A 22685-nucleotide genomic window follows, 5' to 3' on the forward strand; every position below is an offset into this window, starting at 1 on the left:
GCTCGCGAAGATCATTTGAATAAGGCCGCGTCATCCATGCTGGCCTCCTTCCAGCCAGCACCTTGAATCACGATCCAGGCCCTTTGGGAATCCCCTGCCAGATTCACAGAAAAATGATCATGCTCTAAAGGCGCTCGGATCGGGCTCGCGCCCGATCCGGGTGGGGCGTACGGCCTGGTCGGGCGCACCGGTAAGCTCTGTCCCAATCGGATGGCCGGAGCCGAATTGCGACATCCAGCTTCCGGCGAGCTGCTCCAGCATCTCGAGTGCGTCCTCCTCGTCGGCGCGATCGGGCGCAAGCGTCTCCGGCGGGCGGCCCCGCTCGGCCGCAACGGGCGCACGGCGCGAAGATACAGGCTTTTTACAGGCGGCGCTCTGCGGATACGGCGCGTCGTGGCGTGCGGGTCCCTCTGCGATGCGCCGTTCAAGATCCGCGCCCTCTGCGTCGCCGCGCCTCGGGCGTGCCGGCGCCGGATCGGAAGACGTGGCGCGGTTCAGATCGGCGGGCTGGGTCAGCGGCATCCGGTGGGCCGGGTCTGCCGCAACAACAGGCGATTTACAGGGCGCGCGGTCGTCCATGGCGGCCACCGATGCCGGGCTCGCGAGAAACGGCAAGGTCTCGGGCTCGCGGGCGGCGGCTGGTGCCGGCAGCGCCTCGTCGTCGGCGTCGGCGGCGGCGTTGCGGCTTTGCTCCCGCTCCAGGGCGTCGATCATCTTCATGTGGGTGGTGAGCAAAGGCAGCAGTTTGCGTGCTTCGCCGGGGGTGATCTCGCCGGAGGCGGTGGCGGCGATCAGCGCGGCGCTGGCGGCGACGGCGTCGGCACGGGTGGTCACTTCCGGCAGATCGAACTCGATCGCCGCCTCCCGTGCCGGTGGGAACAGCCGCGTGAACAGGATCCGCATCGCCGCCCACTCGCCGTCGATCGCGCGCTCCACCACCATCCGCGCGATCGAGGCCGCCTCGCCGCCGTCGACGAGATCGCGAAGCACCGACGCCCGGTTGCGCGACCCGCGCGGGCGGCCGGCCGGGTTGCCGCTGGTGCCGGGGAGGAACTGGCCGCTTTCGGCGCGGGCGATGGTGGTGGGATCGGGCATGCTGGTCTCCGTTCCTGTGCATTGCGTCCAGGTGTTCTGGCTTTGTTCTGTAGCAGCTCCTTGGGGAAAGTTCAACGAGAAGTTGCGATTTGAGCAACAATGCCGCTGCGACGGCACCGAGGTCTGCGGCGTGACCGCACGGGGAGACCTGGGCGAAAGGACGACTGGACGCGTGCGCCGGGATCGCCTCTGACCGGAGCGAAGCGGCCTTCGGGCGATCGGCACGCGCGGGTCTGCCGCAGAGATGAGGAGAAAATTCATGTCCGTGACTCACGAGACGGCGGCGCCGACGAGGATCGCGCTTGCCGGAGGCACGGGCGACCTCGGCCTGAGGATCGCGCATGCGCTCGCGGCGCGGGGCGCGGAGGTGGTGGCGCTGGCGAGGGCCGGCACCGACACGGCGGCGCTGGCGGCGACCGGCGCGACCGTCGAAGTGGTCGACTTCGGCGATTCCGGTGCGCTGCAGGGGGCGCTCGGCGGGGCGGCGTGCCTGGTGTCGGCGCTGAATGGGTTGGAGGGGACGATCCTCGACCTGCAGGGCCGGCTGCTCGACGCCGCTGTCGCGGCCGGTGTGCCGCGCTTCATCCCGTCCGACTATTCGCTCGACTTCACGCGGACCAAGCCGGGGCGGAACCGCAATCTCGACGTGCGGCGCCGCTTCATGGCGCGGGTAGATGCGGCACCGATCCGCGCGACATCGATCCTGAACGGCGCCTTTGCCGACCTGCTCGCCGGCCAGGCACCGATCGTATTGCGCGGCCCGCGCATGGTGCTTCACTGGGGCAGCCCCGACCAGGCGCTCGACTTCACCACCAAGGACGATGTCGCCGCCTTCACCGCCGCGACGGCGATGGACGATTCGGCGCCGCGGATCCTGCGCATCGCCGGCGACGAGGTGACCCCGCGCGACCTCGCTGCGACCATGGAACGCCTGACCGGTCGTCGCTTTCGCCTGGTTCGCCCTGGCGGCGCCGTCGTGCTCGGCGCGATGATCGGGATCGCCCGGCGGATCGCGCCGCAACCGGGAGCCGTCTTCCCCGCCTGGCAGGGCATGCAATATCTGCGCGACATGATGGACGGGAGCGGCAAACTCGGGCCGCTGGACAATGATCGTTATCCGGGCATCCGCTGGACCAAGGCGGAGCAGGTGTTGAGGGAGGCTATCGGGCCGTCAGGGGCGTAGGATCGGGAGCGCGGCTCGCCCCGCCTCCGCGTTTCGCGAAATACCTCGGTGACCTCAGGACATCGTTGCATTGCCCAACTAATCGACGCCCAGTCGCTCGCCCGGAGCCGTCGTTTCACGCGAGGGCCGCCCTTCGGGAGCCTCAGGACAGGCGGTGACGCGAAGCAGCCAGGGCGGAAGCCCGCCCCCGCCGGGAAATCGTGCTCTGACGAGGAGAGTTAGACACCCTTCGCGCCCTTCGCGATCTTCGCGCTGGAAATCGGGCGTGTGACCCATGCACCGCGGTCGGCGAGCGCTTCAGCGTTCAGTGAGGCACGACCGCAGACGGTATTCTGTTAGTGTCCCCAAAGGTAAGCTTCTATGTGTCCGGGCGTGTGATCCGAGTGCAACATGATGCTCTAGAAGGGCGCCGGTATCGAGCGCCTGATTGCGACCCGTTCCCGCTCGGCATCGGAATAGCGGACAGTGATGCCGATCTGGCCGGGTTTGCCGAGCCACACGTCCGTCTGGCCGCCGGCTTTGGTGACTACCGATGCGGGGAGACGGGCGAGCTCTCGCCGCATGTGTCTATCCGAGCGGCACAGGTTGGAGCGGGTCTCGTCCAAGCAGGAGAAGTGAACCGCGGACCTGCGGGCTCGCAGGTCCTCCAAAAAGGCGAGCGCATCCAGCGCTTCCTGCGCGCCCATTCCAGGATTGACGTGGACGAAGGAGGCGTTCGAACAGCCCGACGCATGGGGCAACGCCACTTCCGTCACCGCCCTGGCATTGGACAGTATCGCTTCGCTCTCCGGGGAGCCCCGGGCGTGACGAAACGTCGCGGTCCAGCGCTGACGCGTGCAACCGCCGGACACCTCGACGGGCTGCTCGAAGAGATCGAGCCGCACCAGGCCGGGTAGATCCATCGACTGGGGCGGGACCCGCTCGACTGTCTCGATCCGCTTATGCTCGCGGTCTCCAAGCAGCGCTTCGCCTGCCGCTTCGGGAGGCAAAGCGCTGATCGCGCCCAATGTCGGCGGTGGGGGCGTGGTCGCCTGGGAGAGGAACGTCAGCAGGGCGAGCAGCATCGCGGCCTTTCAGAGATGCGGCCGGAGCCAAGGCGAGGCCGCTGTTCTACATCAATCCGGCGCTGGATGCAGGCCGCGGGGATGGGGACGACCTCGATGAGCCTCAACAGGTCGGCTGACTGCCCGAGGGATCGATCCGCCGGGCTTCCGCCTGCCGCGCGCGGATCCGCGCGTCGCGCACTCACCTAATGCCGGCAAAGGTCCCGAAACAATCGTAACGATTTCGCCGGGCGCGCGACACGGCACTGACACCCGGCCGCTCCAGAAAATCAGCGCGAAGATGCGGCGTCGACGGCCGGTATTAACCATGCTTTATTTCAGCCCGCGCTGCGCTGCAGCTGGGGCAAATGAGGGGATTGAAGATGCGCGTTGCGTTCACGGCCTTGATGTTGCTTTGCGGCACGTCCGCACTCGCCCAGACGGCGGCCGCTCCGGCCCCGGCCGCGCCCGAGGCGCCCGCAAAACTCGTTTCAATTTCCGAAGATCTGCCGAGCAAGACGGCCTCCGGCCTGACCTTCACCGCGCCCAAGGGCTGGTCGATGCGGACGGCGCCCGGAATCGTCGAGCTGATCGCGCCGGAGGGCGATTTCCGGATGGCGATCGTCGAGGTCGGCGCCGCCGCCGATGCCAAGGCGGCGGCGGCCGCGGCCTGGGCGCGGTTCGCGCCGGCGGAGGCGCGGCCGGCCAAGCTCGTCACCATGCGCGCGGCGCGCAACGGCTGGGACGAGCGGCAGGCGGTGGATTACGAAGTCTCGCCCAACGAGAAACGCGCGATGCAGGCGATCGCGTTCCGCAAGGGCACGGCATGGACGGTCGGGATCATCGCCGGATCGGAAGCGACCGCCGAGAAGCGCGGCGCCGCGCTCAACCTCGTCGCCTCGAGCCTGCGCCCGGCAGGCTATACGCGGGAAAGCTTCGCCGGCCACGCCGCCAGGCCGATGGACGCGGCGCGGATCGCGGAGCTTCGCACCTTCCTGGAGCAATCGATGCAGGCGCTCGGCATTCCCGGCGCCGCCTTCGCGCTCACCGACCGTAGCCGCACCTTCCATGCGGAGGGGCTCGGAGTCCGCGAGCTCGGCAAGCCGACCAAGGTCGATCCCGACAGCACATTCATGATCGCGTCCAACACCAAGGGCATGGCGACCCTGCTGCTCGCCAAGCTGGTCGACGAGGGCAAGCTTCGCTGGGACCAGCCGGTGACCGACGTCTATCCCGCGTTCAAGCTCGGCAGCTCCGAGACCACGTCGAAAGTGCTGATCCGGCACCTGGTCTGTGCCTGCACCGGCCTGCCGCGCAAGGATTTCGAGTGGATCTTCAACACCAGTGCCAAGACCCCCGCCTCCGACACCTTCGTCCAGCTCGCGGCGACCCAGCCGACCAGCGGCTTCGGCGAGGTCTTCCAGTACAACAATCTGATGGCTTCGGCAGCGGGCTATGTCGGCGGCCACATCGTCCATCCGGAGCTGGAGCTCGGCGCGGCGTTCGACCGGGCGATGGAGGAGAAGGTGTTCGGGCCGATCGGCATGCGCAACACCACCTTCGATTTCGACCGGGCCACCGCCGGCAACTGGGCGCGGCCGCATAGCGACGACATGAACAGCAAGCCGACGCCGATCGTCGAGGCGGGCATGGCCTTCAACCGCGCGATCGCGCCGTTCCGGCCGGCGGGCGGCGCCTGGTCGACCGCCAACGACCTGATCAAATATGTCCGCTTCGAGCTCAACGAGGGCAAGACCGACGACGGGCGGCAATGGGTATCCCCTAAGAACCTGCTCGAGCGGCGGGTGGCGAACGTGCCGGTCGGAGAGGACATCGTCTACGGCATGGGCCTGCAGACCAACAGTTACTGGGGCGTGCCGGTCGTCCATCACGGCGGCAGCATGGGCGGCTACAAGAGCGACATCGTGATCGTGCCCGGCGCCAATCTCGGCGCCGTCATCCTCACCAATTCTGACAACGGCCAGGCGCTGCTGCGCCCGTTCATGCGCCGGCTGCTCGAGCTCGTCTATGACGGCAAGCCGGAAGCGGTCGGCGACGTCGCCGCCGCCGCGGCGCGGATCAAGGCCGAGGTCGCCAAGGAGCGCGAGCGGCTGACCGTGCCGCCCGATCCCAAGGTGATCGCCGCGCTTGCGCCGGCCTATGTCAGCCCCGAACTCGGCCGCCTCGCCCTCACCCGCACCGCCGACGGCGCGACGCTGACCCTCGCCGGATCGCCGATGGCGATCGGCACCCGCGCCAATGACGACGGCACGACATCGCTGGTCGTCATCGATCCGACCTTCCTCGGCTTCCCGCTGGTGGTGGCGAACGAGGGCGGCAAGCGCCGGCTGATCGCGCGCGATGGGCAGCATGAATATGTGTTTGAGGGGGAGTGATGGGGCGGGGAAGGCGTTGCATCGTCCATCACCCGGTAAAGCTACGGCGCGGATAATCCTGTTGTACGAGGCCTGCGCGACTTCCCTTCAGTGCAGCACCGAAGATCGGCGGCTTCCGACCAAAGGCGGTCATACCGCGCGAGCCGCCGAACGGCAGCTTCCGGCCATAGCTGCCGTTCTAGCCTCCCAAATTCGACGGGTCGCTTGGCGCCTCAATGCCAGTCATTCTCCGAGCCACAATTTAGCCCGATAGCTGCCAACGGCTCAGGTGGCACCAATGGCTTATACCAGATCTCATGAGCACTGACTCACGAGGGATTCCCAATCGCGCTGATGTCTGATTCAATGGTCGCGGACCGAGGGAGGTTTGCGATGGCTGCGGCAATAGGGCTTCGGGGAGATTATCAGGTATCAGACGTTCGGGATTTGGCGCGAGCGAGCCGGGATGCGAACCAGGTTCGGCGGCTGCTGACTCTGGCGGTCATTTACGAAGGTGGCACGCGGAGCGATGCGGCGCGGGTTGGCGGTGTCGGGCTGCAGACCGTCCGCGACTGGGTTTTGCGGTTCAATGCTGCCGGTCCCGATGGGCTGATCGACGGCGTTCCACCTGGTGGTGTGCCGCTGCTCGACAATGCGCAGCGCCGAGCCTTGGCGGACGTCGTCGAGAGCGGCCCGATCCCGGCATCGCACGGTGTTGTGCGCTGGCGGCTGATCGATCTTGCGCAATGGGTCTGGGACGAGTTCGCGATCTCGATCAGCAAGCAGACGCTGAGCCGGGAGCTGCGCGCGATGGGCTACCGCAAGCTTTCGGCGCGGCCGCGCCACCACGCGCAGGGCGTCGACGCTATCGCGACATTTAAAAAAACTTCCCCGCCCAGCTGGCGGCGATCAGCAAGACGCTCCCGCGCGGCACACGCATAGAGCTGTGGTGGCAGGACGAGGCGCGGGTCGGCCAAAAGAACGGGATCACCCGGCGCTGGGCGAGACGCGGGACGCGGCCATCAGCCCCCAAGGATCAGCGCACAACGTCGGCCTACATCTACGGCGCGATCTGTCCGGCCCAGGGCAAGGGTGCCGCGCTCGTGCTGCCCGCTGCAACACCGAGGGCATGGCGCTTCACCTCGTGGAAATCTCCGCCGCCGTGGCACCGGGCGCGCACGCCGTGCTGCTGCTCGATCAGGCTGGATGGCACGGCTCCGGCGCGCTCGTCATTCCCCCCAACATTACGCTGTTGCCGCTGCCGTCAAAATGCCCCGAGCTCAATCCGGTCGAGAATGTCTGGCAGTTCATGCGCGACAACTGGCTCTCAAACCGCATCTTCGAATCCTACGACGATATCCTCGACCATTGCTGCTTTGCCTGGAATCGCCTCGTCGACCAGCCATGGCGAATCATGTCCATCGGAATACGCCAATGGGCTCATGGGTGAGGATCAACGAGACTTGGTATTTGTTGGGGGGCTGCCCGTCCGCTTTTGGGTGAGGAGACCTCGTAAAAGGACGTTCGTTCATCAAGTAGGGCAGCGGCTTCGGCGCCTGCCGGGGCGGGCAATCGGAACGCTTCTTTCGAGCAACCGGCTCAAGCCTCCTGCTGTTCGTTCAGGTGACGGAGCAGACGCTGAGCTCCTGTAAAAGGCGGAGAATGTTCGATCGTCTTCCGAGCGTCAGGTGGCACACCGGACCTCGTTGATACGCCGACCACTTGGGTCTAAGTGCCTAAGATGACCTTAGGTGGGTGGTTCATCAGGATGCCATTAGGGATGACTGGGGGCAGTGCGACAGTGCCGACCAGGTAAGCGAGGGTACGTTCAGCTGAGCGGCGACGGGGGCGCACACCGGCGCGGCAAAGGCGATTAGAAAGCTATTGGGCAAACGGGGCTCGAATGACTCTCATCACACTCTTCGGCCGGCCCGGCGCTGGCAAGTCGACTGTCGGCGACCTCCTCGCCGAGCGGCACGGCTTCGTCCATCTCGCCTTGGGCAAGATGCTGAAGGACCCCGCTGTCCTGGGGGAGATCGGTATCGATCCAGACGAGATGAGGGCGGCGATCGCCAGCGGGCGAACGGTAACGAGCGAGCGGCTCTACCCGTGGCTCAACGAGCGGCTTCGCGCGATGCCCGACATCGTGGTTGACGGCTATCCGCGCGGGTCAAACTCCGCCGGGCCGTTCGCCGCGCTTGTGGACTCGCTGCCGGGACGGCGCGCTGTGGTCGCGCTGCACCTCGACAGCCCGACGGACGTCACGCACCCGCGTCTCGCCAAGCGCGGAAGGGCCGACGATGACGAGCGTATCGCCAGCCGTGACGACGAGTTCGAGCGAGTACAGCTCCCGCTGCTCCAATCGCTGCCACTCCGCACCCAGCTGATCACCGTCGATGCGTCCGACATCACCGACACTGTGATCGCCGACGTTGAGCGCGCCCTCAACTCGGTCGGGGCGATGCCGAGGCGCTGAGTGGCTGTAAGGCAACCCCGCAGGAGACCCGCTTCACGGGAGACGGCGCACGTCATCCAGCTCATGCTCGAGTCGCACGACGCCGAGCAGGTGAAGTCGGGGCTGCAGCGCGCGTGCGAGATCTTCGAAAGTGGACAGGCGTTCACTGACCCCGCGTTTCTAAAGGTCGGGCTTGCCGCGCATCTCTCGTCGCCCGAGCTCAAGGTGCGGCGATGGGCCTACAAGCTCGTCGCGCTCTTGAAGGACGCCGACCAGCTCGGCCTGTTGGAGGACGCGCTGCTTCGCACCGAGAAGGATCCGGAGAACCGCGGCTGGGCCTCCGCAGCGTTCTCCGGCCTCGCGGACGACGGCCGCATAGCCCGCCTGACCAGCCGGCTGCCTGACTATCGGGGAACGTCACTCGAGCTCGCAGCCAAACTTTACGCTCGTGGCGAGCCCTCGCGCGACGACCTCAATCTGCAGGTCTGGCAGAATGAGGCGCTCGCGCGTAAGTGGCTGTGCCTCCTCTGCGGTTATGCAAGGGATAACCCTAGGACCATCGACCAGCGCTTCGGCGACCTAGACCTCGTGCGGAACTCCGTCGGCGATCACGACCCGGAGAACGTGGAATACAGCATCTGGGCTGAATACCGCAATCCAAACGGCTCCTATCGCTCTATCCTGCGCAAGCCGGACGAATTGCTGGCCCACGCAAATGTCCGCCGGTGGCTCTATAGGCTGCTTACCAAGGACGGGGACGCCGCCACGGCGTATCTCGACTTGCTGACTGAGCGCATGAACCCGGCGCACGAGCCTTCGGAATTCGCAAGGGAGGGACTCGCCCTTGGGCTGGCGACGCTGCCGTTCGAAGACCGGCGCATCGAGGCTATCGAATGGTTCATCGACGAGCCGAGTCCGCGGGTGAAGCTCGCGCTAGTAGATCACCTTGCCTTCATGGCGAACAAACTGGACGACGTCATCGCGCGAGACGCCCTCGTCGCCGACTACAGCCGCCATCCGGGCGAGCTAATCGGGGTGAAGATCCGATCCGTCGCGCGACCGGAATGGGGCCTGCCCGCGTTTCAGCTCCCGGTGCCCCCGAACTCGAAATTTATTCCGCCGCGGGACCTTTTCGCCTTAGAGCTCGCGGCGAACCACGGCCCAGTTACCCAGATCTACGTTGCGAAACAGGAGGTCCACGTCGTGAACAACAAGGTCGAGCAGTCCGGCAGCAACAATTCCATGACCGGCGTGGTCGCCGGCGACATGATCCAGTCAACGATCAACGCGCTGAGCAGGCAGGAGGACACCAGCCTTCGGGAGCTCACCCCCATCATCGAGAGGTTCCTGACCGCCCTTGCGGCGAGCGGCATCGACGAAAGCGAGAAGAGGCCAGTGATTGAGGCGGCCGCCGAGGTCGCCAAAGCGACGGGCGAGGAGAAGAAGAGCAAACTCGCGACGCTGAAGGGTCTCGCCCGCGGCGTCCTCCGGCTGCCGGGGATGGCGGCCGAGGCGGTGAAGGGCGGCGAGGAGCTGGTTGAGGCTATCCAGCACGTCATCAGCTGATGACGCCTCTGCGCATCTACCTGTCGGGCAGCATTCGGAAGGGAGCTGGCGACCCGCGCTCGCCCGACCATTTTTGGACGCCCGACGACGAGGAATTCATCCGCGCCGATGTCGGGGTTCCCGTCGAGCTTCTCAACCCGGCGAAGACTGACATCAGGCGTCAGGACTTCGCACTTAATTTCGGCTGCGACCTGCATCTCGTGTCAATCAGCGACGTCGTGCTGGTGGACGCGAGGAAAGAGAAAGGCATTGGGGTTGGTGCGGAGATGATGTTCGCGGCGCAGCGCGGCATTCCAATTATCACTTGGGCGCCGGAGGACACCCACTACCGACGCCGGAAGGTCGCCGACGTCTTCGGGGAGGATCTGACCGACTGGACGCACCCCTTCGTCTTCGGGCTCTCGGACCATGTAGTAGACGAGCTCGCCCAGGCCACGGCGCTCATCCGGGCGCTCGCCCGGGGAACGCCGATCCCGCGCACCGTCGCAGTGGAGCGTCATATGGAACGGTACCGGCTGAGCGCCGCACGAGAAAGGGCCGGCGAGCGGTTCGTGAACATTGGCGGCGGAGTATACCAGGATCTGGTCGGCGGCGGCGCGCCGATCGAGATGATCGGCGGCGCGCCACGCCACCGTTTTATGGACTTTCTCTACCTCCCGACCCCCACGGCCCTGCTGCCGCCGGAGGCTATGCTCTGCGTGAATCGCTGGCGCGAACGACGCCTCGCCGAACGCCCGCTGCTGCACAGCTCGCGCGTGCGGCGGATTGCTGCCGCCGTGGCTCGAACTCTGTCAGACCTCCCACGCATCTTCGAGATCGGCTGCGGCAAGTTCCCACTGGCCGATGACATCCACTGTGCTAGTTGGACCGGGCTAGAAATCGACCCCGAGGCGGTGGCGCACCTCGCGTCGCGCGGGCTCAGGTGCATCGCCTCGCCCTTAGAGGTGAAATCCGAGGACCTTCGCGTAGACTTGGTGGCGGCACTCTTTTGCATGCAATTCAGCATCGACGACGCCGAGCTTGCGCTGCTCGCCAGACTTGCGGACGAGGCCGTGGTCCTGTTCAACATACCCACCCGCGACGAGGCGCTCGCGCGGCGCAGATTGCAGCAGGCGCGCGTGCTTGGGCTCAGCGCGTCCGTGCTTGACCTTCATCCGCTCGGAGTGAACGACGCTCTCGTGCTGGCAGGATGTCCTCGAGCGAGCGGCAGAGTCGAGGCTGCGAAGGCGGCCATCCTCGCACAGGCGGCGCTGGAATGGCAATCGGCCGGGGCAACCCTCCGGTGGACAGAATCCGAAAAGGACTAACGCGCAACGCTGTAAGATGCGATAGGGTCGCGGTGGGATACGTTGGCGGCAAGGGAAACTGTTTATCGCGCGTGATTGGCGCGATGCCGGTACGCCGCGTCTATATTGAGACTCATTCGAGCGAGGGGGCCGTAATGCGGGCCAAGCGGTCGATCGACCGGCAGATTGGCATAGACGCAGACGAGCGTGTGATCTCCGCCTGGCGTGGATGCAAGCGCAGGTGCGAGTTCGTACCTGGGGATGCAGTTACCTTCCTCGCCTTCCCATTACGCGCAGGGCGCGAGGGCCCCTCCGAGGTGCCTTGGACGAACTTTTCCGCCGACATTCCGCTGCACAAGTCCGCCCGGGCGGGCGCCGATTTCCGTGAGCGCGGACGCTCCAAGCGCCAGGTCGCGACCATGCGGCGCAAAGTTGAGCGAATGATCGCGCCGGAGGGCAGCAAGTTCGTCGACTGGTTGGCGCGGCAATACCCCGAACAGGTCCGGCGATATGCGGAGGAGGTCGCTTGAGCGCGTCCCGGTCCTTCTGGAACACGCTCCGCCGGGCCGGCTTCGTGCGCGACGGCGGACCGGCGGACGGCATGATCACCGTGGCACCAGAGCAGGCGCACGATCCGGCGCTTGGGCGATATGCCTTCCTGTTCGACCGCAACCGCTTCCCGGTCGCTATCGAAGGCATTTTCCGCAGCGGTTCGACCCCGGTCTTGATGTTCGTGGACGCGACGAGTGCGCCCTTCTTCGAGGCCTCAGCCGTCGACTGCCACCGGATGGCCTGGAACGTCGGGCTTGCGCCCCTTCTCTGGATCAACCTCGACGATCGCGTGCTCATTCTCGACAGCTACCGCCGTCCATCGGGCCGGCTCGCCGATGTGACATTGGCTGAGTTCCCTACGACGACGCGGGCCGGGATGGAGAACTTGGTGACCGTATGCGGGCGTCTCGCGTTCGACACCGGCGCGTTCTGGTCCTCCGAGTTCGCCCGGCGCATCGACCGCCAGCATAGAGTTGACGCTGTCCTCCTTCGTGAGCTCACCGCTGTCGAACGCAAGCTTACGCGCTCCGGCCTTCCACCGCTCCTAGCGCAGAAGCTAATCGGCCGCACGATCTTCTCCCAATATCTGGTTGACCGGAACGTGCTCAAGGCGTCGGCGATTGAGGAGATGTTCGGCCATACGAGGCTGAGCGACACGCTCCGATCGATGGAGGCGGCCCCAAGGCTCTTCGACTGGTTACGTGTCACCTTCAACGGCGATCTGTTCCCACCGGACGTGGACGACGAGCGTTCGCTCGTCTGCGAGGAGCACTTGGCGACTCTTGCCGATTTTCTCGACGGCCACGCCGCGGAGACCGGCCAGTTGAGCGCGTTCCCGTTCCGCTTCGACTTCATTCCCGTGGAGTTGGTCTCATCCATCTACGAGCAGTTCGCCCACTCAATCGCCGGCGACGCCGCCACCGCGCAGGGGCTTCACTATACCCCAGTTAATCTGGTCGATCTGGCGCTAGATCAGGTCATGGACGGAGTATCTGGAAGGGCAAAAGTGCTCGATCCTGCCTGCGGATCCGGCGTATTCCTAGTCGAAGCCATGCGACGCCTGGTTTGGCTGCGCTCTCGCGTGGAGCCGAACTCGCGCGAACTCGTCCGCGCCGTGCTTCGCGACCAGATCTTCGGGGTCGACATCAATGCGGGCGCCCTCCAGGTGGCCGCGTTCAGCCTATACCTGGCCGCGCTGGAGCTCGATCCAGACGTGCACGCGGACGACCTGACCTGGCTCAGATTCGACCACCTGATTGGGCGCAACCTGCTCCACGCGAGCTTCTTCGACGCGCCGCTCGGCGACCAGCAGTTCGACGTCGTGGTCGGCAATCCTCCTTGGACCTACGCAGGCGCCGCCGGGATTGACGACAGACGCCCGACTCAGGACAAGGTGGTCCAGCCACGCCGCTCACCGGACTGGGCGTTCTTGTGGCAGGCGCGCCGGCACGCTTCGATTGGTAGCCGAATGGCGCTCCTGATGAAGGCGACCCCCTTCTTCAGCAAGGACCGGGTCGCGACGGAGGCCCGGCGGTTGCTCCTCCACAGCTTCACTGACGTGAAGCTCGTGAATTTCTCGCAGTTACGGAACGAGGGGCTGTTCCCATCGCTTGTCGCCCGCGTGAATGGCGGCAAGGTAAACGCCGGGCCCGCGCTGATGTTCTGCGGAACGGTGGGCGAGCCCGCAGATGACGCGGTCGTCGAGGTCGCGAACGTGCCCTGGAGCCGCCACTTCCGCCGGAACGGCGTGCTAGAGCTTTCGAGCGACGACTACCAGCAGCCGAGAGTGGCAAGCGTCGCCGGCGATCCGGTCCTCCTCAAGGCTGCGGTCTTCGGCAACGCGCGAGAGTTCGAGGTCGTCCAGTCGATCCAGCACTCCGCGACGCTAACTCGCCTCGGCGAATGGTGCAGGGCGGCTGGCGTCCGGATCCAGGAGGGACTGCAGGTTGGGGGCGGCGGCAAGGGCGACGCTAGTGCGCTCGCGGGCCTCCCGTTCATCGACATGGAGGCCTATCGCCCCGTTTATGGCCACACCCGCCGCATCCGCCGCTTCGACCTGCAGCACGTCCACCGCGCGCGCGATCGCGACACCTACCGGGCGCCGCTCGTGCTGTGCCCTGAAGCTGGCTTTGCCCGCGCTCTCCAGCGCGGCCGCTACTCCGCCGCCGTGCTTCACGAAGACGCGGTGTTCACCCACTCGTTCACCGGTGTGTCCTTCGCCGGCCACGACCCCCTGCTCGCCGATACGCTAGCGCTCATCCTCAATTCCAAGATTATCGCTTTCCTGCTCGCGCTTGGCGGGTCCAACACGGGTCTTAAGCAGCCAAAGATCGAGAAAATCGACCTGGAGGCCCTGGCAGTTCCAGACCTCTCTAGTCTTTCGGCGACCGTCAGGAGCAGGTTTTCGGAGGTCCTCAGAGCGCTCGGCGAGCGTCCGAGCGCGACGCTGCTCGCCGCGGCGGACGATATGGTGCTCGACCTTTACGGCCTGGGGAGCCACGACCGAGCGATCATTGAGGACGCGCTCCCGCGCACCCGGCCCATCCTTCTCGACTCCCGGCAGGAGCGCGAGATCGAGGTCGACCGGGTCACCGCGGCTCAACTTCACGATTACGGTAGCGAACTCGCCCACTGGCTCGACACGGCACTCCGCGAGACGAGCTCGGCGCGCACAGTCGTCAGCCGAGCGCTCCGGGTCTCCCCCGACGTCGTCGCAATGCGGTTTGAGATTCAAGACGGGCCGACTAGGCCGCTAGACGGCTTCGCCATCGTCGATCCGGACTTATTCGAAACGGGGCTGTTTGCCGAACGTGGGATTGGTGGTCCCCCCAGCTTCCGCACTGGACGCAGCATGCGCGTATACGCCTCGCCTGCCATTTACATCGTCAAGCCCGACGAGCGGCGCCAGTGGACACGCTCGCACGCCCAAATCGACTTTCGTCGCATACTCGACGACATACGTTCTGAGCGAGTTCGCGTTGTAAACGTCGTCGGCGCGCTCCCTCGATGGGACATGCCGCACACCCTTGCACTTAACTGACGCGGCGCCCGCAACGCTTTTTACCTGAGCTTGTATTGCATGTGCTGCCTTTTGCTGAATCCTCTATGTGGTCGGACCGGCGACGCCGAGCGCTTGTTGATTGCGGGGTACGTATCCGGCGTTGTCTGAACGTATGGCCGATCTCGGTTCCCGGTTTACCCACTCCGAACGACTTCTTCTGGGTCTTCACCACCTGGCGGCCTCACTAGTCAAATGAACTAATTGCATCATTTCGGGGCCTCCAATGGCGAAGCAACCTACGTCCGCTTCTGACAGGAGCTGCCGTTCGGCAATTCGCGGGCGAACGACGGCTTTGTCCCAAGGTCGGCCGTTCGCGGCCTCGTGCACCACATCCGCACCGCAGCTTTGCCAAGTCCGCACCGCACTTTCACACGCGATCGATCCCGGCATTGCACAACGCCCGCTCCAAACCCTCCCCAGGAGCCGCGATGCTCACCCCACCTCTCCCCGCTCCGCACCCCCGCGCCCCCATTACCCGCCCCCTCCGCGTCAAGTTCATCCTCCCCGCGCTCACCGAGGCGAAGAGCCCGTTCTGGCGCCCGATCAAATATTCGCTGTTCCCGCCGCTCGGACTCGCCAGCCTTGCCGCGCATCTCGCGCCCGACGATGCGGCCGAGATCGTCGACGATCATGTGCAGCGACTCTCCACCGACGACGCGCCGGACCTGGTCGTCATCCAGGTCTACATCACCAACGCCTATCGGGCCTATGCGCTCGCCGATCTGTATCGAGCGCGCGGCTGTTTCGTTGCGCTCGGCGGGCTGCACGTCACCAGCCTTCCCGACGAGGCTGCGCTCCATGCCGATGCGATCTTCATCGGGCCGGGCGACCAGACCTTCCCGGCCTTTCTGCGCGATTTCCGGGCGGGGTGCCCGAAGCCGGTCTACGTCTCCGCGGCGGGGCGGACGGCGGAGGAGCTGCCGCCGATGCGGCGCGACCTGATCGACCGCAGCCGCTATCTGGTGCCGAACTCGATCGTAGTCACCCGCGGCTGCCCGCAGCATTGCGACTTCTGCTACAAGGATGCCTTCTTCGCCGGCGGAGCGGGCTTCTACACCCAGCGGGTGGACGAGGCGCTCGCCGAGATCGATCGGCTGCCGGGACGCCATCTTTATTTCCTCGACGATCATCTGCTCGGCAACCGGCGCTTCGCCGAGGCCCTGTTCGACGGCATGGCCGGCATGGGCCGGCTGTTCCAGGGTGCGGCGACGGTCGATTCGGTGCTGCGCGGCGACCTGATCGAGCGCGCGGCCAAAGCGGGGCTGCGCAGCCTGTTCGTCGGCTTCGAAAGCTTCAGCCCGGCCAATCTGCGCGGCAGCAACAAGAAGCAGAATCTGGCGCGCGATTATGGCGAGGTCGCGCGGCGGCTGAGCGACCTCGGCATCATGATCAACGGATCGTTCGTGTTCGGCATGGACGACGACGATGAGGACGTATTCGACCGCACCGTGGACTGGGCGGTGCGCAACGGCCTGACCACCGCGACCTTCCACATCATGACGCCCTATCCGGGCACGCGGCTGTTCGCGCGGATGGCGGCGGAGGGGCGGATTACCAGCCGCAACTGGGACCGCTACGACACGCGCCACGTCGTCTACCGGCCGGCGAAGCTTACACCGCAAGCGCTGGAGGCGGGATACCACCGCGCCTACCGCGATTTCTATTCCTGGCGAAACATCGGCCGGGCCGCGCTGGTGCATCCGTCGGCCAAGCACCGGGCCAAGCATTTCGCCTACGCCGCCGGGTGGAAGAAGTTCGAGCCTTTGTGGGATCTGGCGATCAAGGCGCGCCGGCTCGCGCTAATGACTCCGCTCCTGGAGGCGGTGCTGTCGCGGGTGACGCGGGGCGAAGGCGGCGGCGCGGAAGTGGGCGCCCTGCTCCAACCGGAGTCAACGGGCTAATTGGTTAGTGTCCCCAGATTCCGCGGTGTTCCCAGATTCCGCGACGCGAAGGACGCGAAGAAAGCGATTGGCGCGAAGCGATGGCAGGAACGGTCGCTTTCCCTGTCCAGGGGATCGATCCTGCTTCACGGCAGGAGAGGCGTGACGCCCGTCACGGGCAGCACGGCCTAGCCTGGTTATGGTTCGCTCGTAAGCCATCGATCGCAGCGCATCCGACGGTCAATCGCCCGTCGCCACGCGGCCGACGGCCAAAGTGCGGTTGACCCAGCGAGAGGAGCCACGGATGACACAGGAATTCGGCAGCGAAGCGCATCGCCGGCTTTTGCAAAGGCAGATTGACGAAATTCGGGACATCGACGATTCTCGGGTAATCGAGGTGGTGGTGAAGATCTGCTCGCCCCGCAACGACACTATGCTGCTGTCGACCGTGGCGGAGGCTCTGCGCCGCCGTGGCATGTCGTCGTCAAGCCGGGATCTGCTGCCTATCGAACGCGCGCAGCTCGCTCGCCGCGGGTCGACCAAGAGCCACCAGCGTGCCCTGAAGGAGCATGACACAAGCCTCGCTGCCCAGGCGGCAACCGCTGGGAGGGCCGGCGCGGCTGCCCGCGCGTCCAGTCAAAGCAACATCGACGGCTGGATGGCACGGGATTCGGTGAAGGAGTCGATCGCTGCGGTCACTTCACTTCCGAGCCGTCAGAAGCCCAAACCGGTGGCTCCGCGGACGTTCTGGACCTCGAGCAGTGCCGTCATGCAGGTGGTTCGGGATGACCTCGAGAAGCTCACCCACACTCCGGAGATCGAGGGGATCTACCTCAACCAAAGGCTGCACGTTCCCCCGGTCGTCATGCCCAAGGCTGTTCCGACCGCGGTCGAAGAGAACAAGGTCAGCGCCTGGGGCCTTCGTACAATGGGAGCGCTCGCAACCTGGGGTGCCTTCGGCGCGCGGGGCAAGGGCGTCCTGATCGGGCTACTCGACACCGGGGTGGATGCGCAGCATCCCGATCTCGCCGGCAAGATCGAAGACTGGGCCGAGTTCGACGCGAACGGAAATTTCGTTCCCGGTTCCAAGCCGCACGACAGCGACAAGCACGGGACTCATTGCGCCGGTACAATCGTGGGAGGCGATGCGAGCGGCCGGTGGATCGGCGTCGCGCCTGAAGCGAAAATCGCAGCAGGGCTGGTGCTTAATGGGAGCCAAGGCGGCACCCACGCTCAAATTCTGGCCGGAATGGACTGGGCGATCAGCCGCGGCGTCGACGTGATCAGCATGTCGCTCGGCGGCCTGCTGATGACGCCGGAGGTGCCAAGCACCTACACTGAGGCGATGCTAACCGCGCTCAGGGCCGGTATTCCGGTCGTGACCGCAATCGGTAACGAAGGTAGCCAGACCACCGGCGCACCCGGAAACGACTTCCTGGCCTTCTCGGTCGGCGCCACCGATCACCTGAACCGGGCGGCCGGCTTCAGCGGCGGCCGCACGCAAATCATCCGCACGTCGGCCTATTTCCCACAGGAGGCGCTGCCGCTCGTATATTCCAAGCCCGAGATATCGGCACCGGGCGTCGCGATCTATTCGAGCGTTCCCGGCGGCGGCTGGGAATATCTGAATGGAACCTCGATGGCGACGCCGCACGTGGCAGGCGCCATCGCGCTGCTGCTTAGCAGCACCAAGATCAAGAAGTCGGTGCCGGCGGACAAACGTGCCTTCGTCATTCAGGACCTGCTTACCGGATCGGCGGAAGAACTGGGCGAATCGGGCCAGAATCACCGCTTCGGTTTCGGCCGGATCGATATCCTGCGGTCGATGGGCTACGCACGAGATCTCAATTACTGAGCTGTGCAGCGTCGACGGTGCCCCCTACATTGGCTCAGCGCAGCGAAAGGAATTGCACATCACCCCCGATGATCTGGCGAAGGTGCGATCCCTGCAATTGCGCATGATTGCCGAGGAGGGCGCGAACCTGTCGAACGTAGTGGTCGTAAAGGTGCTGACGACAGACGCGCCCCGGCTGCAGATCGGGCGATCGGAGTTCGGCGAGGCGCGATCTATTGGTTTCGCGCTCACGGGGGCTTCGGAACCCCGCGGAACGCTGCTGGATAAGACCAGGAAAGAGATTGAGCGCATTACACACCGTGATGCGCTCAACGTGTTTGCCTCGTCAAATTCGATCGTGGTCGAGGCAGATGGATCGCAGATCGCCCAGATCGCCGCGCTGCCGAATGTCGAGGCGATTTATCCAAACGAGACGTTGCGCTAGGATCTAGTGAGCGAACTGAGCGCGGCGCCGTCAATGGTCCACCTACCCCTCGCTCAGCTCCGCCAATTTCTCCGCCAGCTCCGCCTTCCGAAACGGCTTCGTCAGTCGCGGCAGATCCACATCGATGCCGTCATTCTCGGCATAGCCGGAAATCACCAGCACCTGCGTCTGCGGGCGCTCGGCGCGGACGCTGCGGGCGAGATCGGTGCCGTTGATGCCGGGCATGAGATGGTCGGTGACCAGCAGATCGGGGGCGAGGCCGTCTTCGAGCAGGCGGAAGGCGTCTTCGGCGGACGCCGCCTCGACTACGGCATAGCCGAGTTCGGCGAGCATGTCGGCGGTGCTCATCCGCACCAGATCCTCGTCGTCGACGAGCAAGGCGGTGCCGGTCGTCGCCGCGGCCGGCGGCGAAGCGGGGTCGGCGGCGGATGACGGCGGCTTCGCCGCGGCGTCGGCGGCACTGCCGTCGGCGCTGACCGGGAGCCAGAGGGTGACATTGGTGCCGAGGCCGGGGCGGCTGTCGATGGTCAGGGCGCCGCCCAGTTGCGAGGCGAGGCCGTGGGCCATGGAGAGGCCCAGGCCGGTACCCTTGCCGACGCCCTTGGTGGAGAAGAAGGGCTCGACCGCGCGCTTGCACGTCGCTTCGTCCATGCCGATGCCGGTGTCGGCGACCGACAGGCGGATGTAGCGGCCGGGCGCGAGGGCGGTGCGATGGCCGGGCGCGACCGCTTCGCAATCGGCGGTGATCCGCAGGGTGCCGCCGTCCGGCATCGCATCGCGCGCGTTGACGCCGAGATTGAGCAGCGCCATTTCGAGCTGGTTGGCGTCCGCCTTGGCGGGGGGCATGGCGTCCGCGGTTTCGACCGCGACCCGAATCTGCGGGCCGGAGGTGCTCGCGACCAGATCGGCCATTCCGGCGACGAGGGCGCCGACGTCGACGGCGCTGGCCTGGAGCGGCTGGCGGCGGGCGAAGGCGAGCAGGCGCTGCACCAGGGTCTTGGCGCGCTCGGCCGATTGCATGGCGCCGGCGATCAGGCGCTGCTCGCGCTCGCCGCCGAGCGCCTTGCGCTGGAGCATGTCGAGGCCGCCGACGATCGGCGTGAGCAGATTGTTGAAATCGTGGGCGACGCCGCCGGTCAGCTGGCCCATCGCCTCCATCTTCTGGGCCTGGCGGAGCGCCTCCTGCGCGGCCTCGAGCTCGGCGGCGGCCGCCTTCTCGACGGTGACGTCGCGGCCGACGGCGTGGACCAGGCCTTCGAACGGCACCGCCGTCCACGATATCCAGTGGTGGCTGCCGTCCTTGGCGCGGTAGCGATTCTCGAAGCGGTAGAGGGTGGTGCCCTCCGCCAGCCGCCCGGCCGCGGTGCGGGTGGCGGGCAGATCGTCGGGATGGACGAGATCGAGGAAGCAGCGGCCGATCAGCTCGTCCTCGCGCCAGCCGAACAGGCGAGTCCAGGCGGGATTCACCGCGGTGACGATGCCGTCCAGGCGGGCGACGAGGATGACGTCGGTGGTCAGCCGCCAGATGCGATCGCGATCGGCGGTGCGATCGGCGACCTGGCTCTCGAGGTTCTCGTTAAGCTGGCGCAGCCGCTCCTCGGCGTTGCGGCGGGCGGAGATGTCGTTGAACAGGATGGCGACACGGCCGGCCGCGGCATCGCCGACGCGAAAGGCATAGACGTCGAACCAGCGGCCAAGCGTTTCGGCCGATTGCTCGAACCGCTCCGGAACGCCGGTGCGGGCGACCCGACCGTAGATTTCGAACCATTTCTCCTCGAGCCCGGGCGCGGCCTCGCGCAGCCAGCGGCCGAGGATCGCTTCGGGAAAGCCGGTCTGGCGGTGGAAAGCGGGGTTGGCCTCCATCACCCGGTAATCGACGCGGCCGCCTGGCGCGTGCAGATCGACCTCGACGACGCAGAAGCCGGATTCGATCGATTCGAACAGGGTCTGGTAGCGCGCCTGGCTTTCGGCGAGCGCGGCCTGCGCCGCCTTCCTGGCGGTGATGTCGATCGCGGTGCCGATCACGCGGACGCAGCGGCCGTCCTCGTCGAACAGGCCGCGGCCCTTGGCGGCGACCCATCGGACCATGCCGTCGTCGCGGCCGACGGTGCGATATTCGACGTCGTAGAGCAGGCGGCGTGTCGGATCGGCGGCGGCTTCGAAGGCGGCGCGGGTCTTGGCCCGATCATCGGGGTGGACGCCTTCGTAGAAGATGTCGAGGGTGACCGGCAGGTCCGGCGCGACTCCGAACATCGCGCTGACCCGCGGCGACCAGAAGATGGCGCTGGTGGCGGCATCGACGTCCCACTGGCCGATCTCGGCGTGATCGAGGGCGAGGCGCAGCCGCTCCTCGTTCAGCGCGAGCCGTGCCGCCGCCTCGCGCCGATCGTCGATGTCGATGACCGAGCCGACATAGCCGAGATAGGCGCCGTCGGGGCCGAAGCGCGGCGCGGCGGCGTCGAGCGTCCAGCGATAGGCGCCGTCGGCGCGGCGGAGGCGGAAATCGACTCGATATTCGCGCCGCTCGGCATTGGATTCGAGAAAGGCGTTGCGGGCGATGTCGCGATCGTCCGGGTGAATGGCGTTGGTCCAGCCGAGGCCCTCGCCCTCGCCAGGCGCCTGGCCGGTATATTCATACCAGGTCCGGTTGAGATAGGTGCACTGGCCGTCCGCGTCGGTCACCCACATCATGACCGGGGCGCTGTCCGCCATGCTGCGGAAGCGCGCCTCGCTTTCGGCCAGCGCCTGCTGCGCGCGGTGCGCATCGGAGATGTCGCGGACGATGAGCACGCCGCCCTCGACCCGGCCGTCGCGCAGCACCGGCGCGTTCGAACATTCGACGAAGACGGGGCTGCCGCCCTTGTGGAAGAAGACATCCTCGTGCGAGCGTAGGCTCTGGCCGCTGAAGAAGACGCGGCCGAGCGGGCAATCCTCCATCGGGTAAGGGCGGCCGTCCGGGTGGCGATCGTGGACGAGCTCGTGGAGCTTGCGTCCGTACAGCTCCGCCTTCGACCAGCCGAACATCGCCTCCGCGGCGGGATTGGCGTAGACGGTTTCGCCGGACTCGCTGAGCAGGAAGACGGCGTCGGCGGCATGTTCCATCACCAACCGCGAGACGGCGAGTTGCTCCTCCAGGGCGGCGACCGCGTCCCCCTTCACTTCCGGCGGCGCGCCGTTCACGTCCTGCATGCGTGGCGTCCCCTGGCCCTCAGCGTTGAAAGCGCTCTAGACCAAGATCGCTTCAGGCTGAACAGCCTGAATCTTGGTCAACTCTCTGAGAGAGCATGATTCACGCCACCCACGGGAGCGCGAAGCGTCTCACCTTCGGCGATCAGGCTCTCGACGCTGCGCCGGGACGGCGCACAATTTCTTTCGCCCGGAGCGGGCGACCAGGCTCGGCGCGTGTGCCCGGTTGCGCGCGCTCACCGGCGGGTGAATTCGGCCCCGTCGTTGAAGCCGGGCCCCATCACCGCGACCTCATATTGGCCGCCTGCGTGCAATGGCTGGCTCCCGGAGTCGGCCTCGAAGCCGGCTGGAACCGCGCCGAAATCGACCTTCGCCACGCAGATCCTGGGGTCCATCCGTTCCACGTGCCAGACCAGCGGACGACCCGATTGCGAGCGCGGCCCTGAATAGACGTAGAGAGAATCGATGCACGGGCGGAAGCGGTCTCCGAGCGGCGAGACGAGAAAGCGTACCGCCCCGGATGCGTGTTGCTCCACCGTGACGCGAACGCCCTCCCGGCAGGCCGCCGGCAGCGAGAGAAGGGCGATGCCGACCAAGGACACGCACCAGTGCTTCTGAGAGGCCATCGCGCGCTCCAACCGATCCCAGCCCGGTTTCCAATATTGTGCCGAACTTCGTGGAACAGCAATGCGTGACCAGCGGCCTGAATCCGGGTCCGGCGGCC

14 protein-coding genes and 1 pseudogene are annotated in these 22685 nt (G+C 66.3%); 11 read left to right on the forward strand and 4 right to left on the reverse strand.

What is annotated here, in order from left to right; translation table 11 throughout:
* Positions 1–117: 117 nt before the first annotated feature.
* Positions 118–1095: a DUF5681 domain-containing protein gene (locus C7I55_RS24840; RefSeq protein WP_106515755.1), complete on the reverse strand. Its 978-nt coding sequence runs from the start codon at positions 1093–1095 to the stop codon at positions 118–120.
* Positions 1096–1354: 259 nt separating this feature from the next.
* Between C7I55_RS24840 and C7I55_RS24845 the strand changes: the two genes are divergently transcribed.
* Positions 1355–2278, forward strand: a complete 924-nt coding sequence (locus C7I55_RS24845) for an NmrA family NAD(P)-binding protein (protein ID WP_106515756.1) — start codon at positions 1355–1357, stop codon at positions 2276–2278.
* A gap of 398 nt (positions 2279–2676) precedes the next feature.
* Here C7I55_RS24845 and C7I55_RS24850 read toward each other — a convergent pair whose 3' ends face one another.
* A complete protein-coding gene (locus C7I55_RS24850) occupies positions 2677–3342 on the reverse strand; it encodes a hypothetical protein (protein WP_106515757.1) in 666 nt (221 codons plus the stop codon).
* Positions 3343–3704: 362 nt separating this feature from the next.
* Between C7I55_RS24850 and C7I55_RS24855 the strand changes: the two genes are divergently transcribed.
* The 10 genes and pseudogenes from C7I55_RS24855 (at position 3705) to C7I55_RS24900 (ending at position 18775) form a co-directional block, all read left to right on the forward strand.
* Entirely contained in the window at positions 3705–5717 is a 2013-nt protein-coding gene (locus C7I55_RS24855; protein ID WP_199193054.1) for a serine hydrolase domain-containing protein, read from the forward strand.
* A gap of 372 nt (positions 5718–6089) precedes the next feature.
* A pseudogene (locus C7I55_RS24860) lies at positions 6090–7146 on the forward strand (IS630 family transposase).
* A 453-nt stretch (positions 7147–7599) separates the two neighbouring features.
* The gene (locus C7I55_RS24865) at positions 7600–8172 is read left to right on the forward strand and encodes a nucleoside monophosphate kinase (protein WP_106515758.1); all 573 of its coding nucleotides are present in this window, start codon (positions 7600–7602) and stop codon (positions 8170–8172) included.
* Positions 8173–8235: 63 nt separating this feature from the next.
* Complete coding sequence (locus tag C7I55_RS24870) at positions 8236–9717, forward strand: hypothetical protein (protein ID WP_106515759.1); 1482 nt, start codon at positions 8236–8238, stop codon at positions 9715–9717.
* Positions 9717–11024 (forward strand): methyltransferase domain-containing protein, encoded by a 1308-nt coding sequence (locus C7I55_RS24875; protein WP_106515760.1) that lies wholly within the window; start codon positions 9717–9719, stop codon positions 11022–11024. The genes C7I55_RS24870 and C7I55_RS24875 overlap by 1 nt, the downstream gene beginning before the upstream one ends.
* 134 nt (positions 11025–11158) lie before the next feature.
* Entirely contained in the window at positions 11159–11533 is a 375-nt protein-coding gene (locus C7I55_RS24880; RefSeq protein ID WP_146151139.1) for a hypothetical protein, read from the forward strand.
* Positions 11530–14595 carry an HsdM family class I SAM-dependent methyltransferase gene (locus C7I55_RS24885; RefSeq protein ID WP_106515762.1) on the forward strand — a complete coding sequence of 1022 codons (3066 nt, stop codon included), beginning with the start codon at positions 11530–11532 and terminating at the stop codon, positions 14593–14595. Before C7I55_RS24880 ends, C7I55_RS24885 begins: the two co-directional genes overlap by 4 nt.
* Positions 14596–15044: 449 nt before the next feature.
* Positions 15045–16517: a B12-binding domain-containing radical SAM protein gene (locus tag C7I55_RS24890; protein ID WP_106515763.1), complete on the forward strand. Its 1473-nt coding sequence runs from the start codon at positions 15045–15047 to the stop codon at positions 16515–16517.
* Between the two features lie 283 nt (positions 16518–16800).
* The gene (locus C7I55_RS24895) at positions 16801–18351 is read left to right on the forward strand and encodes a S8 family serine peptidase (protein ID WP_106515764.1); all 1551 of its coding nucleotides are present in this window, start codon (positions 16801–16803) and stop codon (positions 18349–18351) included.
* Between the two features lie 52 nt (positions 18352–18403).
* A complete protein-coding gene (locus C7I55_RS24900; protein ID WP_106515765.1) occupies positions 18404–18775 on the forward strand; it encodes a hypothetical protein in 372 nt (123 codons plus the stop codon).
* A 42-nt stretch (positions 18776–18817) separates the two neighbouring features.
* On the opposite strand, the gene C7I55_RS24905 is transcribed toward C7I55_RS24900, so the two are convergent.
* A complete protein-coding gene (locus tag C7I55_RS24905; protein WP_106515766.1) occupies positions 18818–21964 on the reverse strand; it encodes a PAS domain S-box protein in 3147 nt (1048 codons plus the stop codon).
* 233 nt (positions 21965–22197) lie between these two features.
* A complete protein-coding gene (locus C7I55_RS24910) occupies positions 22198–22587 on the reverse strand; it encodes a hypothetical protein (RefSeq protein WP_106515767.1) in 390 nt (129 codons plus the stop codon).
* Between the last annotated feature and the right edge of the window lie 98 nt (positions 22588–22685).

It is taken from the genome of Allosphingosinicella deserti (assembly GCF_003012735.1).
In the GTDB taxonomy this organism is placed as follows: Bacteria; Pseudomonadota; Alphaproteobacteria; order Sphingomonadales; family Sphingomonadaceae; genus Allosphingosinicella; species Allosphingosinicella deserti.

Bases quoted from the DNA above. Each gene is read 5' to 3' on its own strand.
- C7I55_RS24840 (WP_106515755.1), bottom strand. From the start codon at position 1,095: ATGCCCGATCCCACCACCATCGCCCGCGCCGAAAGCGGCCAGTTCCTC.
- C7I55_RS24845 (WP_106515756.1), top strand. From the start codon at position 1,355: ATGTCCGTGACTCACGAGACGGCGGCGCCGACGAGGATCGCGCTTGCC.
- C7I55_RS24850 (WP_106515757.1), bottom strand. From the start codon at position 3,342: ATGCTGCTCGCCCTGCTGACGTTCCTCTCCCAGGCGACCACGCCCCCA.
- C7I55_RS24855 (WP_199193054.1), top strand. From the start codon at position 3,705: ATGCGCGTTGCGTTCACGGCCTTGATGTTGCTTTGCGGCACGTCCGCA.
- C7I55_RS24865 (WP_106515758.1), top strand. From the start codon at position 7,600: ATGACTCTCATCACACTCTTCGGCCGGCCCGGCGCTGGCAAGTCGACT.
- C7I55_RS24870 (WP_106515759.1), top strand. From the start codon at position 8,236: ATGCTCGAGTCGCACGACGCCGAGCAGGTGAAGTCGGGGCTGCAGCGC.
- C7I55_RS24875 (WP_106515760.1), top strand. From the start codon at position 9,717: ATGACGCCTCTGCGCATCTACCTGTCGGGCAGCATTCGGAAGGGAGCT.
- C7I55_RS24880 (WP_146151139.1), top strand. From the start codon at position 11,159: ATGCGGGCCAAGCGGTCGATCGACCGGCAGATTGGCATAGACGCAGAC.
- C7I55_RS24890 (WP_106515763.1), top strand. From the start codon at position 15,045: ATGCTCACCCCACCTCTCCCCGCTCCGCACCCCCGCGCCCCCATTACC.
- C7I55_RS24895 (WP_106515764.1), top strand. From the start codon at position 16,801: ATGACACAGGAATTCGGCAGCGAAGCGCATCGCCGGCTTTTGCAAAGG.
- C7I55_RS24905 (WP_106515766.1), bottom strand. From the start codon at position 21,964: ATGCAGGACGTGAACGGCGCGCCGCCGGAAGTGAAGGGGGACGCGGTC.
- C7I55_RS24910 (WP_106515767.1), bottom strand. From the start codon at position 22,587: ATGGCCTCTCAGAAGCACTGGTGCGTGTCCTTGGTCGGCATCGCCCTT.